The 18,885-nt window shown below is 35.4% G+C and carries 11 protein-coding genes; 6 read left to right on the forward strand and 5 right to left on the reverse strand.

All coding sequences use genetic code 11. The annotated features are described in order from the left end of the window. Positions 1–3: 3 nt before the first annotated feature. Entirely contained in the window at positions 4–1,491 is a 1,488-nt protein-coding gene (locus tag GM418_RS10585; RefSeq protein WP_158865852.1) for a sulfatase, read from the forward strand. A 78-nt stretch (positions 1,492–1,569) separates the two neighbouring features. On the opposite strand, the gene GM418_RS10590 is transcribed toward GM418_RS10585, so the two are convergent. Both GM418_RS10590 and GM418_RS10595 read right to left on the reverse strand, forming a co-directional pair. Further along, the gene (locus GM418_RS10590) at positions 1,570–1,905 is read right to left on the reverse strand and encodes a hypothetical protein (RefSeq protein WP_158865854.1); all 336 of its coding nucleotides are present in this window, start codon (positions 1,903–1,905) and stop codon (positions 1,570–1,572) included. Positions 1,906–2,207: 302 nt separating this feature from the next. Next, positions 2,208–3,041 (reverse strand): DNA adenine methylase, encoded by an 834-nt coding sequence (locus tag GM418_RS10595; protein ID WP_158865856.1) that lies wholly within the window; start codon positions 3,039–3,041, stop codon positions 2,208–2,210. Between the two features lie 1,149 nt (positions 3,042–4,190). On the opposite strand from GM418_RS10595, the gene GM418_RS10600 reads away from it, so the two are divergent. Continuing rightward, positions 4,191–4,412 (forward strand): hypothetical protein, encoded by a 222-nt coding sequence (locus tag GM418_RS10600; RefSeq protein WP_158865858.1) that lies wholly within the window; start codon positions 4,191–4,193, stop codon positions 4,410–4,412. A 291-nt stretch (positions 4,413–4,703) separates the two neighbouring features. Here the strand turns inward: GM418_RS10600 and GM418_RS10605 are convergent, their stop codons facing one another. The 3 genes from GM418_RS10605 to GM418_RS10615 form a co-directional block, all read right to left on the reverse strand. Beyond that, positions 4,704–8,009: a response regulator gene (locus GM418_RS10605; RefSeq protein ID WP_158865860.1), complete on the reverse strand. Its 3,306-nt coding sequence runs from the start codon at positions 8,007–8,009 to the stop codon at positions 4,704–4,706. Between the two features lie 382 nt (positions 8,010–8,391). Continuing rightward, the gene (locus GM418_RS10610) at positions 8,392–9,036 is read right to left on the reverse strand and encodes a response regulator (protein ID WP_158865862.1); all 645 of its coding nucleotides are present in this window, start codon (positions 9,034–9,036) and stop codon (positions 8,392–8,394) included. 5 nt (positions 9,037–9,041) lie between these two features. Continuing rightward, on the reverse strand, positions 9,042–10,559 hold the full coding sequence (locus tag GM418_RS10615) for a response regulator (RefSeq protein ID WP_158865864.1): 1,518 nt from the start codon (positions 10,557–10,559) through the stop codon (positions 9,042–9,044). A gap of 423 nt (positions 10,560–10,982) precedes the next feature. Between GM418_RS10615 and GM418_RS10620 the strand changes: the two genes are divergently transcribed. The 4 genes from GM418_RS10620 (at position 10,983) to GM418_RS10635 (ending at position 18,861) form a co-directional block, all read left to right on the forward strand. Next, entirely contained in the window at positions 10,983–13,448 is a 2,466-nt protein-coding gene (locus tag GM418_RS10620; protein WP_158865867.1) for a T9SS type A sorting domain-containing protein, read from the forward strand. A gap of 175 nt (positions 13,449–13,623) precedes the next feature. Beyond that, a complete protein-coding gene (locus GM418_RS10625) occupies positions 13,624–14,421 on the forward strand; it encodes a CheR family methyltransferase (RefSeq protein ID WP_217447762.1) in 798 nt (265 codons plus the stop codon). A gap of 28 nt (positions 14,422–14,449) precedes the next feature. Then, positions 14,450–15,442, forward strand: a complete 993-nt coding sequence (locus GM418_RS10630; protein ID WP_158865871.1) for a PAS domain-containing protein — start codon at positions 14,450–14,452, stop codon at positions 15,440–15,442. A 53-nt stretch (positions 15,443–15,495) separates the two neighbouring features. After that, entirely contained in the window at positions 15,496–18,861 is a 3,366-nt protein-coding gene (locus GM418_RS10635; RefSeq protein WP_158865873.1) for a response regulator, read from the forward strand. The last annotated feature ends 24 nt before the right edge of the window (positions 18,862–18,885 follow it).

The following is an 18,885-nucleotide window of genomic DNA, read 5'->3' on the forward strand; positions in this document are numbered from 1 at the left end:
ACAATGAAAAAAATTATAATCTCATTAATTGTTCTGCTTGGAGTGAGTTTCACCTCAGTAGCGCAGCAAGAGAAAATGAACGTTCTGTTCATCGCTTCCGATGACATGAGCAGTGATTTAAATGCCTTTGGAAACCCGGATGTTTACACACCCAATTTTGACAGGTTGGCTGAAAGAGGAGTTGTCTTCAACAATGCCTACAACCAGGCACCGTTGTGTGCACCAAGCCGCGCTTCTTTAATGACGGGTTATCTTCCGGATAAAACCGGAGTTTATGACCTCTACCCAACTTTTCGTGACGCACTGCCCGATGCTGTAACCATAGCGCAGATGTTCAAAAACAATGGATATTATACATGTCGAATAGGGAAAATATTTCATCAGGGAGTGCCAAGCGGTATCGGACAGCCGGGGCACGATGATCCTGCGTCGTGGACGACTACCTATAACCCCATAGGGAAAGATAAAACGGATGAGTATAAATTGGTGGCTGATGCCCCGATGCTGGGTACCTATCTTGCCATGGACTGTAATGACGATGAATTAACAGATGCTATTTCAGCCAATGTAGCAATAAGCATTTTGCGTGAGCGTACAGGAAATGCTACCGCCAGCGCCTACGGGGGATATATGCAGGGACGTGTAAACCCTCAGCCTTTTTTTATGGCAGTAGGTTTCTACCGTCCACATATTCCTTACATGGCACCCCGAAAATATTTTGATTTATATCCGCTGGAAAAAATCAAGCTGCGTGAAAACCCTGAAAATGACTGGGACAATAAACCCCATGCTGCAGCCTGGACGTTGCCTTTAAATGGCGGAGCCACAGAAGAACAGCAGAAAAAAGCCATTCAGGCTTACTACGCATGTATATCGTTTGTTGATGCGCAAATCGGAAAATTACTGGACGGACTGGAAGAGTTTGGATTACTGGATAATACAATCATCGTTTTCTGGAGCGACCATGGTTACAATCTGGGAGAACACGGCCAGTGGCAAAAACAAACCCTGTTTGAAAAATCATCGAAACAGCCATTGCTCATTTCGGTACCCGGAATGCCTAAAGGAACGGCTACCGATGCCATTGTACAAATGGTTGACATTTATCCGACTTTGGCAGATATATCAGGCTTTGATGCTCCGAGTGATCTGGCAGGACATAGCCTTGTACCACTGATAAAAGAGCCCGACGCAAATTGGGATTATCCGGCGTTTACATTGCAGGCAAGAACGGTTAACCCGAGGCCTCGTGAAGGAGGATCAAAATACAGTTTTAATCCCCGTGTTGGTTCCGACAATCCAACAATTTTTGGTCGTTCGGTTCGCATAAAACGGTACCGGTATACCGAGTGGGATGAAGGAAGATTAGGGGCTGAACTTTATGATTATGAAAAAGATCCAAAAGAGTTTAAAAATTTAGCTGACAATCCCGATTATCAGGATATTAAAAAGAAACTGGCTGAAATTTTACATGCAAATTTTGGCAATTAATTAAATTAAAAAAGGCTGTAGAAATTACAGCCTTTTTTGTTTAACTAAACTAACCATTTTTGTTTCTGGTCTCCCAGACTATTTCCAACTATTTTCGTCAATCATCCAACTTTCAACAGCCAGTTCCGGTTCGATTTCTTTTGCAAAACTGTTATTCAAAGTCCATGAGCAACTGTTTGTCATCCAGTTTTCAAGCTCCAGTTCCGCTTCTGTTTCCTGAACAAATTCTGTCGTATTAAGCGCAATTGTGTTCCAAATATTTTCATCTGTCATCCACTGTTCCAGTTGAAGCGTTATTTCCGCAGCTTTATGAGTTGTGGCTTTTGTTTCTGCTCCTTCGGATTTTACATTTCCAACCAATATAAAAAGTGCGATAAATGTTCCTGTTGCGATTTGTTTTACTATTGTTTTCATAGCTTCTTGTTTTTGTTTAATTCAAAGCTACGTACAAAACCATCCTTCTTAAAACGAAATCGAAAAACAAGGATTTTTTATCGACGGAATTTGAAATTGTCCCGAAAAAAAAGTTAAAATGGTGTATTTTAATACGCAGTAAGTCCCCATCGAAGCTCTCCTCATCGGGAAATGCAAAACTTTAAATCCGTTTTAGACAGAACAAGCAAGGTACCGGTTTGGCCTTCCCTTTTGTATACTTCCCTGAATTGGTATATTTAGCGTCTATTTCAAAAAAGCTGTTGTGGTTATCGCTTTTTGACTTAGTCATAATTCCTAATTAAGACCTCATCAATCTCACCCCTTTTGTTTGCTACAGAATTTATAGAGCGATTTGCTTTAACAAAAGTAATGTTATAGTCTTTGTATAGCTCCAATATGAATGGAGTGGCAGAGTTAGACAAAAGAAAGTCTATTCCCTGGTTGTCTATCTTATTACAAAGGTTCCTCAATCTGATTTGTTCTTCTTCATTAAACCCGCCGTGGCTGTATCCTGTAAAGTTTGAGCTTTTTGATATGGGGTCATAAGGTGGGTCAAAATAAACAAATGATCCTTTTTCTATATCTGTCAAAGCCTCTTCAAAATCTTGATTTAATATCTTTATATTATTTGAATTCAGATACTTACTTACAGCCCTCAAGGTGATTTCATTAACAATGTTTGGGTTCTTGTATTTCCCGAAAGGTGAGTTAAATTCACCAGAACTGTTTACTCTGTACAATCCATTGTAGCAGGTTTTATTTAAAAAAATAACCCTTGATGCTATTTCTATTTTTGAGAGATTTTTATACCCATCGGTTCTGTCTATTGCCCTAATTCTATAAAAATAAGACTCCTCATTATTGTGTTTTTTTAAATCCTCAATGAGCTCCTCCACGTTGTCGCGAATAACTTCATAAACAGTAATTAATTCAGTATTACAGTCGTTAACCACAGCTTCTGAAGGTTGCAAATGGAACAAAAGCGCTCCCCCTCCAATGAATGGCTCGTAATAGTTCGATGGATTTTTCGGTATGAGTTGACTAATAGTTGGAATAATCTGTCGTTTCCCACCAACCCATTTTAAAAAGGGTGCTATTAGTTTGTTTTTCTGCATATTTGCTCCTTTATCTCAACAAAGTAATAAAATATTAAGTCGAAGCCGATTGAATTTTTTTTGTTTTTATCATTCAATTATAAACAACTATCTCCTGTCAACCAGGACCCTGCTAATACATACATAATCAACAAATTATGTTCGAATTTCAATCAGAAATTAAGCAAGTTCTTTCGTAGGAAATATTACATTGGTAAACCCTTCTGCTTAATGAAAGGTCGATTAAACGCGACGGTCAGGAAATGTATGCTGAAAAGACCAGGATTATTCTGATTTTTTAAACAAAGCTTTATTTAAAACTATTGCGTGAGTTTCTATCATTTTGCATAAATCTACAGCGATGAAAAAATTGCGTGATAATGATTTTAAAAGGTGTTTTGCACCAGAGGGTATAATTAATCCTTTGCAACTTACTTCAACCCACGACAAAGACAGTAGGAGTGGATACGGTTAGGCTACGCGATCCCTGAATATTAGCATTGGGTTACCGAGGGCAGGAAACAACGACCTCAAAGGACAACCAAAGGTGTGAAGTTGAAATAACCTTTACCAAACGTAACAAAGCTTCGGGGAATAAAACCCGTTAGAACAGAAAACCTGTCCTGACGGAATGGTAATACAGGTGATAAAATAGAATTTTTAGAAAATCCCAGACCACAAATACTGCTCACTTCTCAAAAAAAAGGAAACCATAAAGTTGGGTTCCAACGAATTTACCAAAAGAAAAAAAGCGGCTCAGCAGTGGTGGACAGCGGATATTCTACTGAATTATTTACCCAAAAAATCCTGTCGAACGGTAGTTTTGATATGAATTTGAACCACCTAGCTTATAAGTGTTTTCTAAAAAAATAAAAAATATTCTAATTTTTAAACTTTTTTTTTAGAACGCTGTTTTATTAGCAAGAGTTTATTTCAAAGTTACTCACTAAATAGATAGTTTGGTTTTTGGTTTAGTTTAGGTTTAGGTTGATTGAGAAAAGGCTGGTTATTGAACTAGCCTTTCTTTTTTCTCATAAAAACCTTCCTCGTAAATTATTTCCATTTCATTGAATAAAAATCGGCATTTTATCCCCTCAAAATCAGCAATATAATTTCTTAAGAAGTAGTACTATTGATTAGCTTTGTACTATTAACTCAATAAAGCACATTATGAGTTCATTGAATAAATGTACATGGCTTTTTGGACTTCTGATTTCCTGTCCGATGGACGAAGAGGATGAAAGTTGTCCGCTAAATAAGTATCGGAATTGGAAAAGTGAAGAGAAATTTAAGTTCGCTTTTCAATGCGCCGATAAAGAAATTGATAAAATTTTGATTTATCATAATGCTTGTTTACAACGAAGAGAAAAAGATATTGCTTTAATTAGTTAGTTTTAGTATCGGTAGATTTACGTTGAGCGAAACCCAAAGCTCAGCATTTTTGAAATGAAAATTCAGATTTTTCAACCTGCACAATCAGCCCAAGATTTGCAGTTTTAAATATTAGTAGAGATAAATTTGTGTGGATTTTCATTCCATCGAACAAAAAGTTCGACGCTTAAAGGACAAGTAAAATCCCGGCTTTTCGCCGGGATTTTTTTATGTCATCCGTTATAACCTGATTTGGATTAAATCTTACTTTGAGGCTATGGCCAAGTTGACAAAGATTATATTTTATTCCTTTTAGTGAATTTCAACAGAGTTTTTAAAATGTTTGTATACTGTTTGGAACAGTTTGTTTTTATCCAGGGGCTTTGTAAGATAGTCGTCACAACCGGCAGCTATCGATTTTTCTCTGTCTCCGGGTAGTGCAAATGCCGACTGTCCTATAATTAATACTTCGCTGTTTATTCCCTTTATTTTTTTTGTTGCTGCATAGCCATCCATTTCGGGCATTTTCATATCCATTAATATCAAATCAACATCATGGTTATTTTCGTAATATTCAACTGCCTTTTTTCCATTTTTCGCAAATATTACTTTTTTACATTTCCCGTCCAACATATGCTCTATGTACATTCTGCCAGTTTCATCGTCTTCGGCAACAAGGATAGTCATCTCTTTTAAAACGCTCGCAGAATCAATAGCATTTGCAAAGTCAGAAGAGTTATTGTCAAAGAAGTGAACAGTATTTGTTTTATAAGGGATTCTAAAATAGAAACGTGAGCCTCTCCCTTCTTCTGATTCAATTCCGATGTTTCCATGTAGCATTTCAACGTATGCTTTTGCAATTGACAGCCCTAATCCAACGCCTTCATAGGGTCTCGAGATGCTAACATCGGCCTGAACAAAGCGCTCGAAGATAGCTTCCTGCCTGTCGGTTTGTACTCCAACTCCAGTGTCGTTTACATAAAATTCCAGAAAATTGTCTTTTACCGAATATCCAAATTCTATTGCACCCTGATTGGTATATTTTATTGAGTTTTTTATCAGATTCATTAAAATTGCATTAACCTTATCTTTATCTGAGATAATCAGTGCTCTTCCGTCAAGTAAGGTGGTCTTGTAATTTAGCTGCAATCCTTTGTTTTTTGCCTCCAGCTTGAAGAAATGATACAAATAAATCATTTGCTCATTAATATTAAATTCAGAAAAATGAACTTCAACAAGATTTGACTCAATTCTTGATATGTCAATCAAATCGTTGATTGTATTTAGCATTCTTTCGCCACTTTTTTCTATAATAGCGAGGTAATTTTGTTGTTCTTCTTCAGTTAGCTGCGAATTTCTCAGTAACTCAGCAAATCCCATAATTCCATTCATGGGTGTTCGAATTTCGTGGCTCATATTAGCCAAAAATGCCGATTTTAGCCTGTCGCTTTCCTCAGCCCTTTCCTTTGCCCTTCTTAGTTCTTCAATGTGCCTGCTTCTTTCTATAACAGTCCATGCCGCTTCAATTAGAAGCGAAATTTGCTTAATATCTTTTTCATTGTAGCCTTCAGCTTTGTCTGACACCCCAATTATAGCTTTTATATCATTTTTTATTATGACAGGTATTGCCAACAGGTTTTTCGGTGCGTAGTTACACTTTGAAACACATTTGAAAGTATCTTTTCTTAATTTAATATCGTTTATTGTTATTGGGCTACGTCTTTTTGCAGCTTCTCCCCAGATACCTATTTCTTCGAGCTCATACATAACATTTGAAACTTGTTTATTCTTTGTGAATTGTTTTGAGCAGCTGCCAATAGAAATCTGATTGCTGTTTTCGTTGTATAGAAATAATACGCCATGTTTGCTTTCTGTCAAATGAATGGCTTCTTTTAGCGTATAATTTAAGAGTTCCCGGGTGTGGTTCGAATTATATCTGAATATTTTGAGTAAAACTTCCTGCCTTTGATTATGCTGACACAATTCTTTAAAATCTCTCTTTTTCTCTGTTACATCAGTAACCACTGTAGCAAACTGATTTTCGCGTATTTTATAAGCAATCACTTCAAAATACTTACCTAATTCGCGCGCATAGTTTTCAAAATGTAATGCATTTCCGGTTTTAAGTACTTTTTCATAGTTTTCAATCCAATAGGATTCGGAATTCGGCAGTACTTCCAGAAAAGATTTCCCTACAGTTTCGTTTCTTTTTAGACCGGTTTGCGTTTCAAAACTACTGTTAAAATCGATAAACCGGTAATCCGTCATTTTACCATTTTCACCAAAAATACCTTCGTGTACCGCCAGGCCTTGTGCCATTTGGGTTATAAGTAAACGATATTTTTCCTCACTTTCCCTTATTTTTTCTTCTGCAAGTTTGTTCTCGCTAATGTTCATTACAATTCCGGTTATTGAAACTGTACCGTCGTCAAGTGTTTCCGGTATTGATCTCACGCGCAGCCATACAATGCTGTCGTCTGATTTTATAAACCGTACATCGATCTGGAAGGGTTCACTATTTTTTATTGACTCTTCTCTTAATTTAATTAGTTTCTCTAAGTCTTCAGGATGGACGGATTTGTAAAATAAGTTTGGATTGTCTTTCACTTCTTCTCCGGTAAGTTCAATATCATTTATTGATTTTGATCCCAAAAACGTAAAATTTGTTTCTCCGGTTGTGTACTTTTTTAACTGATATACAACTCCAGGAATATTGTCTGTTATTCTTTGGCGTTCATTTTCGTTTTCTTTTAATTTCTGCTCAGCTAATTTTCGTTTTGTAATATCAGTTGCAATTCCCTGAACTATTACTTCGTTGTTTTGAATTTGCCTGCTTATGGAACGATCCCTAAACCAATGCCAGTTATTCTTTGCGTCTTTAATTCTATATTCAATATCAAAACTTGTTTCTCTAAAATTTGTATCAGTAATTTTTTTAACCATATTTTGGTCATCCGGATGAACAAGTTTTAGCCAGAGGTCTGGATTGTTTTTAAAATCTTCCTGCTGAATACCAAGGATCTCTGTTACACGTTTGGTTCCAAATGTTACACCTTTTTTACTCGAGATGATGTAAATAATATCGGGGGAACTTTCGACAAGTTCACGATATTTCTTTTCGTTTTCACGAAGACGGATTTCCGTTTCTCTTCGTTTTTCCAGCTCCTTTTTTAGCTCATGTGTTCGTTTTTCAACCAGCTTTTCAAGTTTGTGTTTCTCTTCCTGTCTTTTTATACAACTCTCCCTGATTTTCAACATGGCATTTATTTGAACTCTAAGTTCAATTTCATCAACTGGTTTGGAAAGGAATGCATCAGCACCAACTTCAATGGCTCTAATTCTGTTTTCGCGGTTGTTGTCCAGAACAGTTAAAAATATTACAGGTATATTTTCGGTTAGTTTGTTACTTTTTAAGCGCCTGCACACCTCGTAACCATCGAGGTCCGGCATCATGATATCAAGAATAATGATATCGGGTTGTTCTTCCAAAGCCAATTCCAGACCCTTTTTAGGACAGCTTGTAGCTATAAATTCTATGTCCGGAGAAATAAATTTTATTTTGATTTTTAAGTCTGTTAAATTGACTTTTTGATCGTCGACGGCTAATATTTTCTTCATTTGTAAGCTATTTTTTAGTTAATAAAGGGGAAAGCTATCCTGATTAACTTCAGGACAGCTTTGGCTTTATAAAACTAACCTACTGGTCAATAGAACTTAATGGGTGCACTAAATCCTAAAAAAAAGATCAATTTATAATTTGTTTTCTCCTTTTTCCCCTCCGGTCTCTCCCCTCCTTGTGAATCAAAAAGAAGCTTCTTGATTTCTTTTTTCAAATAATATTCTGGAAAATTCATTTTCTCTTATTCTTGGTTCTAACACAAACCAAAATAAGAGAACAGAGGCACAAAAAGCTAATTCTCAAACCTGAATTTAGCGCACAATAATTCTGATTTTTTCCTTCAAATAGGCTTATATAATTAGGAGGGAGGTTGATTTTAGATTACAAATGAATCATTCCTTTTTTCAAAGCAAATTTGATAATGTCGGCATTATTTTTAAGATTCAATTTTTCAAGAATATGTTGTTTGTGGGTCCCAACTGTTTTTACACTAATAAACAATTTTTCCGATATTTCTCGTGTGGATTTACCTTCTGCATACAATTGTAATATCTCTACTTCGCGCTCCGACAAATCTGAAAAACCATCGGCTTCAGTTTCTGCCGGTTCCAGATATCCTTTTATTACCAGGTCAGTAATGTCATCACTAAGGATTTTTTTACCGGAAAAGACAGATTGTATCGCGTCAGTTAGTTGATGATATGTACAGTTTTTTAGAAGATAGCCATCAGCTCCGGCTTCCAAAATACCTTTTACATACTGTCTGTCAGAATGCATTGAAACGGCAATTATTTTAACATCGGGCAGCTCCTTTTTTAATTGACGGGTTGCGTCAATACCATTCATTTGGGGCATACCAATATCAATTAATACCACATCAGGTTTTAACTGGAAAGTTTTTTCCATTGCGTCTTTTCCATCTTTTGCCTGCCCAATTACCTCAATGTCAGGCGCTGATGTAAGCAGGTTCACCAATCCTTCTCTAAACAATTGGTGATCATCGGCGATTAAAACTTTAATTGTCATAATTTCTATTCTTCAAGTGGAATTAATACTGTCGCTTTCGTTCCTTTTCCCGGTTCGGATTCGATGTTAAACTGTCCTTTAATACTATCTAAACGTTCAATGATACTGAGCAAACCAAATCCTCCTTCTTTTGTGGCTTTTTGGTTTCTTGGTTTTCTATAACCTATACCGTCATCTTCAACAGAAATATAGTAATATTTTTTCCCTTTATGAATATTTAGAGTAATTAAATTTGCATTTGCGTGTTTTATGATATTGGTTAGAAGTTCACTCACAATTCGGTACAGAAATATATTGAACTCCTTTTTTATATTTATATTTTGGTTTTCACCAAGCAAAGCTGTTTGTATACCATTGTTTTTGCTTATTTGTTCTAATTTCCATTTAAAAGCCGCAATCAAGCCTAATTCGTACAAAATAGGGGGGCTTAAATCGTAAGTAAGTGTTCGCGATTCTGAAATAGCCTTGTCCAGCAAATCTGATGTTTCCACAATTACTGTACTTACATGTGGAGACGTATTTTCATCAACTATTGATGATAGTTTAATAAATGCAAGAGACAGCGTTTGCCCTAAACTATCATGAAGATTTTCCGCAATTCGCCTTCTTTCTCTTTCTTCTACCAATGTAATTTCGGTATTTAGCTTTTTTAATTTCTTTTGGTAGTTCTTAATTTGCCTTACATTTTTATTGAGGGCTATTTCTGCATTTTTTCGTGTGGTAATATCGTAACAAACACCACGAAAACCATAAAAACTATTTTTTTTATCAAAAACAGCAAAACCACTTACTGCCAGCCAAATTTTTTCTTTATTGCTCAGTTTTAGTTCAATTTCAAAGTCGTTAAAACCCGACCTTTCTATAAAACTGAGTTCGATCTTACTTTTTTTGGTTTTCCAATCCCTTACCTGAAAAAAATCGAGATAATGCATTTCCCCAATAACTTTATGAGGTTCTATAAACAAGATTTTTTCAATGGCTGGACTAACATATGTAAAAACTCCTTTTGAGTCCACCTCCCAGTAAAATTCAAGTGCATGAGCAGATATCTGAAGAAATCTCTCTTCATTTTGTAAATATTTATTTGTTTGATCTTTAATAAATAACTCCAGACTTTCATTTCGTTTTCGCAGTAAATCCTCAACTTTTTTTATTCGCAGGGCTACGTTTATTTGCGCTCTTAATTCGCTCTGGCTAAATGGCTTTGAGATAAAAGCATCGGCTCCGACATTTAGCCCCTTTGTCCTTTCTTCTGAATTCTGGCCCAAGGCGGAGATCATTATTATTGGAATGTCTTGTGTGGCGGCTTCTTTTTTTAAAAATTTACATACTTCATACCCATTCATTTCCGGCATAATGATATCGAGTAATATTATTTCCGGTCGCTCTTTAATTGCCAAATCAATACCCTGTTTCCCCGAAAGTGCTTTTAAAAACTGATATTCCGGATAATGCAATTTAAAAATGCGAAATAGTAATTCTAAATTGATCTCACTGTCATCAATGGCCAGGATCTTCTTCATAGAATATTTTAAAGAGGTTTATTTCGATTTTATCTTTCTAAGTAAATCAAGCATCCTTTAAAAGCTCAATCCGATGTGCTATATGGAATTGAACTAATTAACTATAAAAATAAAAAAAAACCTGAAACTTTTAAAAATATGGTACGTTTTTGAAACTCAATTTATAGAGTTGATTCAGCATTTATTATTTTATTTTACATAATAAAGGGATTTCTATTTCAAAATCAAGCTTTCTGCAATTGAGCTTTTGCCTTTGACGAATGCAAAAAATCAGTTTTATTTAAGGTAGAATCAGAAAATTCCAGTCACAAAATCAGTATCTATAACCATCTGTATAGGAACGGATTTCTTTTACATATCATTGAATATTAGTACATTTACAAGAATGATTTGATTTACAAACTTTCCAAAATTTAAAGTAAAATGAGATGGGCGATTTTTGGCGCCACTTGCATTATTTCAGTAAATATTGTAAGTGCGCAGAAGCAATTGTTCATGCAGGGGATTGACGGTGGAAACGCCATAAACGTTGCTTCTGACAAAATAGAGAAATGTTTTACCCCTCCACCTTTTGAATTTAGTCAACTTAAATCTCTTCCGGAGCAAAAGTCGGATATCGATGTTACATTTATCAATTTTCCGCAAAACGCAGAAACAGCTTTTTTATATGCAGTCTCTATTTGGGAGAGCATCCTCTCATCACCGGTCACAATTCACATTATCGCACGTTGGGATTCTCTTGATAATTCTATCGTTTCGGAAAGCCGGCCTGCGTTAAATTTTAGAACTTTTGAAGCAGCACCGGTAGCAGATGTTTATTACCCGGTAGCACTAGTTGAAAAACTTTTGGCGGAGGAGGTTAATCCTGGCAAGTCTGATATTATATGTAATTTCAATGAAAATATGCCATGGTATTTTGGAACTGACGGAAACACGCCTTCCACCAGTTACGACTTTGTAACTTCTGTTTTGCATGATATTGCACATGGGCTCGGTTTTTATGGTTTTTTTAAAGATGAAAATGGAATGGGTTATCTTGATAATGCAAATAATCTGCCGAGCATATACGATTACCTAGTTTTTAATGACCTGAACCAACAAATTTCAAACAAAGTACTTTTTGAAAGCCCTTCGGTAGAATTGCACGAGCAATTAACTTCCAACAAATTGAAATTGAACCATACCAATATCGTATCAGATGACCGGGAAACTTTGGATTGGATTTATTCTCCGGACGAATGGGTTGATGGCTCCAGTATTTACCATTTTAAAGAATCGACAAACCGCAATCAGCTTATGTCTTTTGAGATCAAAAAAGGAGAGGCCATCCATCATCCGGGAGAAACAACGCTCAAAGTGTTATCGGAAATAGGTTGGGAATCGGTTTCTTTTATTTTTGAAGAACTAAAAGATTTTGAGACTCCTCGCGAAAAACTTCCGGTATCCGTGGGCATTTCTTCCGAGTTGCCTCTAAATCTTTCAAGTTTCAAAATTATTTTTTCGATTGACAATTTTTCAACTGCTGATACTGTTTGGTTTTCTTATAATTCTGCTAACAACAATTTTTTTGGAGAGCTTCCACTTGATTCTCACGAGGGATTTGTTCACTATTATTTCGAAGTGAATTCAACAGATAACAGAATTTTCAGGTTCCCTTCCATTGCACCCCAAAAAAAACTAAGCTTTCGTGTTGGGCCTGATTATTATCCACCGGAGATATTTCATAACGCAAAAAAGTTTATTGAAAAAAGTGCTTCAAATTTTGATTTAATTGCCGTGGTGACCGACAATACAGGGGTTTCCGAAGTAAAAGCAGAGATGAAAATAGACGGTAAAATAAAAGAGATTCCGTTAAATTCTATCCGACCGGGCCAAGATTATTTTTCAGGAAAAATATCAGTCTCTGATGAGTTTGGTGATGCAAGCATTGTAGAATACAGGCTGGTAGCAAAAGATGAATCGACATTGGGGAATTACAGTACCAGTCCAGCCAACGGTTTTTACAAAGTAGAAATCTTCGAAGCACTTGGTGCAGCAGAATCTTATCAAAATAGTTTTAATTCAGCAACAGGCGATTTTGTCTTATCTGATTTTTTAGTCTCAAAACCAACCGGATTCAACGACGGAAACTTACACACTGAGAATCCTTATCATACCTCTGATATTGAAAGTGAATACTATAATCACTACGCAATTTTAAAGTATCCGGTTATTTTGAAAAAGGGTGGTTTAATGCAATTTGATGAAATTGTGCTTGTAGAGCCGGCTGAAGTCGGGACAAGTTATACAGACAAGTATTTTTGGGATTATGTTATTGTTGAAGGAAGTAAAGATTACGGAAAAACATGGCTTCCGATTACCAAAGGTTATGATTCTAATATTTTCGAAGAATGGAGCTCTGTATTTTTTGAATCTTTTGTTACAGACAGCCTGATACTTAATTCGGAGATAAAAGAAATGTACCGCAAACATAAAATTAACATTATTGAAGAGTCAGCATTTAAAGAAGGAGATATTGTAATTTTCAGATTCCGACTTTCCTCCGACAAATCGGTCAATGGCTGGGGTTGGGCTATCGATAATCTTGAAATTCAGCAAACCTACACCGGTTCAGATAAGCTTGCAGAGAATAAAAACATTACTATTATTCCCAATCCTTTTGTAAACACAATTAATATTGATTTTGGAACGGGATACAGTGCAGCAAAAAATATAGAAATTAGAATTATAGATTTAACCGGAAAGGTAGTATACAACGAGAGTTGGAAGAAACAGAGTGTTAAAGGAATAAAAGAAATAGATTTGTCCGGACTCGCCAGGGGCATTTATGTAGTCGACATAGACAATTATAATTCAAATAGGCTGGTACAAAAAATTGTAAAAAAATAATTGCATAGCACTCAAAAATATTGCTTTTAATAAAAGGGGTTATTGTATATTATTATTTAAAAAAATTCTTTGACGTAATATTATCGGAATTAAATAATTTCTAATATCTTGAGAACAAGATAAAAGCTAAGCTAAACCAATGGATAAGCAAAAGATATTTGAAATTGTTTATTTTTTGAAATCAAAGAAAGGATTCGATTTTTCCGGCTACAGATTACAAATTCTGGAACGTAGAATCCGGAAACGATTTTACTATACAAACACCGAAAACTTTCATGAATATTTTGAACACCTGGTTAATAACCCTTCCGAGCTCAATAATCTGTTTGATGTTTTAGCGCTTAACGTAAGTCATTTCTTTCGCAATGCCTTAACATTTGAGCTTCTCAGAAAAAAAATAATACCCGATATTCTGAGCAAAAAAAAGTTACACAATGAAAATAACATCAGAATTTGGTCAGCTGGTTGCGCAAATGGTGATGAGCCTTATTCAGTTGCAATTATTTTTAAAGAACTTTTAGACAGAAATGAAACCAACTTCCAAATTGATTTATTTGCAACCGATTTTGATGAAAAATCGCTGAACGAAGGAAGAAAAGGAATTTATAAAGCTTCAAGCCTGAAGAACATAAAATATGGTATTTTAAACAAATATTTTGTTGCGGAACGTGATTATTTTATTTTAAACGATGAGATAAAAAAAATGGTCAGGTTCTCCTCCTTTGACCTGGTAAACGAACATAATCGTTTCCCCAGTGAAAGTATTTACGGCGGATTTGACATTGTTTTTTGCAGAAATGTTTTAATATATTATGACATTGAAATACAGAAGCTTATATTTGATAGATTGTATAATTCATTAAATCATAATGGTTACTTAATTTTGGGAGAGGCGGAAAACATAATTGAGAAGTATAAATACAGTTTTAAGCGTGAAAATAACTACTGTAAAATCTATGTAAAAAGCGACTAATTAAAGGGGTTTGTAAACCATATTTTATATGAAAAGTGAAGCAACGTCAATGGAGCAGCTTTGGGAAGAAAATAAGGTATTGAAAGCCAGAATTTCTGAATTGGAAAAATACAAAGCTTTTTTTGAGAAGGCTCCCATGTCATACCAATCATTAAACGAGGATGGTGTCTTTGTGGATATTAACCCAACATGGTTGAAAACACTGGGTTACAAGAAAGAGGAAGTAGTTGGTAAAAAATTTAGTGAGTTTCTTCATCCTGACTGGAAGACACATTTTTATGAAAATTTTCCGGCCTTTAAAAAGCGGGGATATGTTCATGATGTTATTTTTAAACTAAGACATAAAAAAGGTCATTTTATTCATATTTCTTTTGAAGGTTGTATTGCTTATAACCCTGATGGAAGCTTTAAACAAACATATTGTGTCTTTCAGGATATCACAAAAAGGATTGAAACTGAAGAAAAATCAAATAAAAGTATCGCGCGTGAAAAAGTTTTAGCTGATATTTTACGCAATTCCCCCCTTGCTTTTGCCTTAGGATATCCCGATGGTAGTATTGAACTATTTAACAAAGCATTTGAAGACTTAACCGGGTATTCGGAAGAAGAACTTCGGGGGATCAGCTGGAATGTTGTTTTGACTCCTCAAAAGTGGAGAAATAAAGAGGAGGAAATACTCAGCGAATTATGCCTGGCAAAAAAACAGGTCAGGTATGAAAAAGAATATATCCACAAATCGGGTAGAATTATTCCCGTTGAATTATATGTTAAAGCCAAATTTAATGAAAGTGGCGATCTGGTTCATTTATTCGCCTTTGTTACCGATATCACAGATAGAAGAAAAAATACAGATGAACTTGAGTTGCACAGAAAAAATCTTGAAACGATTGTGGAAGAGAGAACAAAGAAGTTGCAAGAGAAAAATAAAGAACTGGATAAAGCTTTAAAAGTTTTTGTTGGGAGAGAAATGTTAATAAAAGAGCTTCAAAATAAAGTTAAAACACTTGAAGATAAATTGTGAATAGAAAATAACAAATGTTTAACTCAATTTGAAGATTTTAGCCTGATTATCTTATGAAGTTTATCGAATTTAAAAAAATACGTTCCCGCCTGGTGTTTTGGTTTCTCATAACCTCCTTTGTTCCATTGTTAATATCGATGGTTGTTTTTTATGTTGGAAGGCGAAAAGTCAACGCGTTTAATACCTTCGAAAAACTTGTATCTATTCGCGATTTAAAAGCCAATCAAGTGAATAAATGGCTGGACGAAAGAATTGGCGATATGAATGTTATGTCCGGCGATCGGGAAATAAAAGAACTTGGGAATCTTTTTAGAAATGAGGAGCTAAGGTCAAACAAAGAAGAGAAAATCTTTGTTGCTGATGAATTGTTAAGAAGGAATTTAACAAATTATAAAGACTACTCTGCTCTTTTTGTTATTGGTTCAGGTAGCGGCCAAGTTGAAATATCTACAAATAAAGAATTAAAAGGAAAAGACCTGTCTCGAGAAGAGTATTTTACTCAACCACTGAAAAGCAGAAAACTATATATATCCCAGGTTAAGCGTTTTCATGCGTCACAAGAGCCGGATATGTATTTTTCAATACCAATTTATGATCCTGAAAACCATTCGAAAATTATAGGCGTTTTAGTAGCCGAAATTAATTTGGAAGTTTCCTTGTATAATTTATTGCTTAATCGTGTTGGCCTGGGGAATACAGGAGAAACATTGATTGTAAACAAAGATGTAGTTGCATTAAATGAACTGCGTTGGTTTGGGAACGCCCCCTTACGATTACAAATTACAGCCCAACCTGCGGTAAGAGCAGCGAGAGGCGAAACAGGAATAATAGAAACTCCTGATTACAGAGATGTTAAAGTTCTGGCAGCATATACCTATATTCCAAGAACAGGCTGGGGACTTATTTGTAAACAGGATACAAAAGAATTAAATGTTGCATTACACCGAACTGCATTTAGTTTTGTACTTATTCTGCTTTTAGTTGGTGCTACCATAATCGTTATAACTTTGCGTTTCAGTGCATCAATTTCTACTCCTATTATCCAAATGAACGACATTGCACAACGGATGAGATTGGGGGACTTTTCACAGCGTAATGAAATTCATTCGACAGACGAGCTTGGTATGCTCGAGTTGGAGTTTAACAACATGGCAGATGAAATAGAATCGAGGATTAAAATACAGAGTCAAATTCATAAAATTTCGGAAACGATGCTAAGGCAGAACGAAATGAAGGAATTTAGCATGAATTTGTTGAGGCGGATAATGAAAATTTCAGATGCTAATATGGGAGTCTTTTATATTTTAAACGAAACCCAGTCTGTTTATGAACCTTTCTTTTCCATAGGGGCAAATGAAAAAATGCTGGAAAAATTTGACGTAAAAAATCCGGCAGGAGAAATTGCTCAGGCTATCTTTTTTAAAAAAATATACCATCTGAGAAATATTGCAGATGAGACAACTTTTAAGCACAAAACTTTAGCCGGAGAGCTGGCTCCCAACGAAATAATTACTATTCCCATAGTCAATGATAATATAGTAGTAGCTATAATATCTTTGGTTAGTGTTTCCAGGTTTAACAATGACAGCCTACAGGTTATTGAGCAATCTCAAATCGGAATCAACACTTCATATTCAAACCTTTTGGCAAGTGAAAGAACCCGCATTTTGTCCGAACAGCTTACCGTAATCAATCAACAACTGGAAGAGCAAACAGAGGAGTTGCAGGATCAGGCTGAAGAACTTCAAGACCAGGCAAACGAGTTGAAAAGTACAACAACCGAGCTGCAAAGACAAAATGTTTTACTCGACATCCAGCGCAAGCAGGTTGAAGAAGCCAATAAACTAAAAAGCGAATTTCTTTCCAATATGAGTCATGAATTACGCACACCTTTAAATTCCATCATGGCGCTTTCAAAAGTTTTGCTTGAACAGGCAAAAACAAAATTGAACGAAGAGGAAAACAACTACCTGGAAATTATAGAAAGAAATGGCAGGCGACTTTTGGCTATTATCAACGATATACTAGATTTATCAAAGATAGAAGCTGGAAAAATGGATGTAATCCTTCAAAATGTTTCAATAACTTCGTTACTTTACACTACTGCGGAAAATCTGCAAACGCTCGCGGAAAAAAAGAAATTAACACTGGATGTCCGTGTTCTCAAAGATTTACCTATGGTGGTAACGGATGAATTCAGGTTGCACCAGGTGCTTACCAACGTAATCGGAAATGCTATAAAATTTACAGAAAGCGGCGATGTAACCGTTTCAGCAAGTTATGATGCGGAATTTGTAAAAATTAAAATAAAAGACACCGGAATAGGTATCTCGGAAGAAATGCTGGAGCATATTTTTGATGAATTCAGACAAGTTGATGGATCGATTTCGCGACGCTATGAAGGAACCGGGTTGGGCCTGGCGATTGCAAAAAAAATAATGTTAATCCTGGGTGGAAATATTTCTGTTACAAGTAAACTCGGCTATGGTTCTGAGTTTACACTTTCTCTTCCGATGAAAAAAGAAACGGAGGATGAAAATGTATCCCATACAAAAGAAATAATTCAAAAAGAAGATGGTGATAAAAGCTTTTCAAAAACGGGAAGAGAGACAACCGCGACAGAGAATATTGAAATACTAATGGTAGAAGATAACCCCGATACGGTTATACAAATGAAAAATATACTCGGAAAAAAAGGATATTCGGTTGTTGTGGCCGAAAATGGTTTGGAGGCACTTAAAAAGATTGAAGATTTGCACCCCCGGGGAATTATTCTTGATTTGATGATGCCTGAAATGGATGGATTTGAGTTTCTGGAAAAGATAAGGAATTCAGAAAAAACAAAAGAAATTCCTGTACTGATTTTAACGGCAAAGTATTTAACTCAAAAAGAAACAAAAATATTAGAGAAATTCGGTATTCGGTCAATAATTCGAAAAGGAGATGTAAATTTGAACCGTTTGGTTTCGGAAGTGGAATTATTGTTGAACCTCAGTGTACAGTCTGATTTTGACGAAAAAAATAAAAACGAAAAAAATCAACAAACATTAAAGGATAAAAATGTAGAAATTTTAATCGTAGAAGATAATATAGATAACCTTGTAACTATCAAGGCTTTGTTAGCCGATAAATATTTATTAAAAGACGCGGCAAGTGGAGAGGAAGGTCTAAAATTGATAGATAAAAAAAGACCCGATTTAATATTAGTCGACATGTCGCTCCCGCAAATGAGCGGAAACCGGTTTTTATCTCAGATTAGAGAAAAGAAGAAATTTAGTGATATCCCTGTTATTGCAGTTACTGCCCAGGCTATGAAAGGAGATAAAGAGAAATTTATAAACTTTGGGTTTGACGGCTATGTGTCAAAACCAATTGACCTTGAAAAATTAATAAACGAAATCAGAAACTTATTGAAATAAAAATCTAACCTTTTGTTGAAATTA

Source organism: Maribellus comscasis (assembly GCF_009762775.1).
GTDB classification, from domain to species: Bacteria; Bacteroidota; Bacteroidia; order Bacteroidales; family Prolixibacteraceae; genus Draconibacterium; species Draconibacterium comscasis.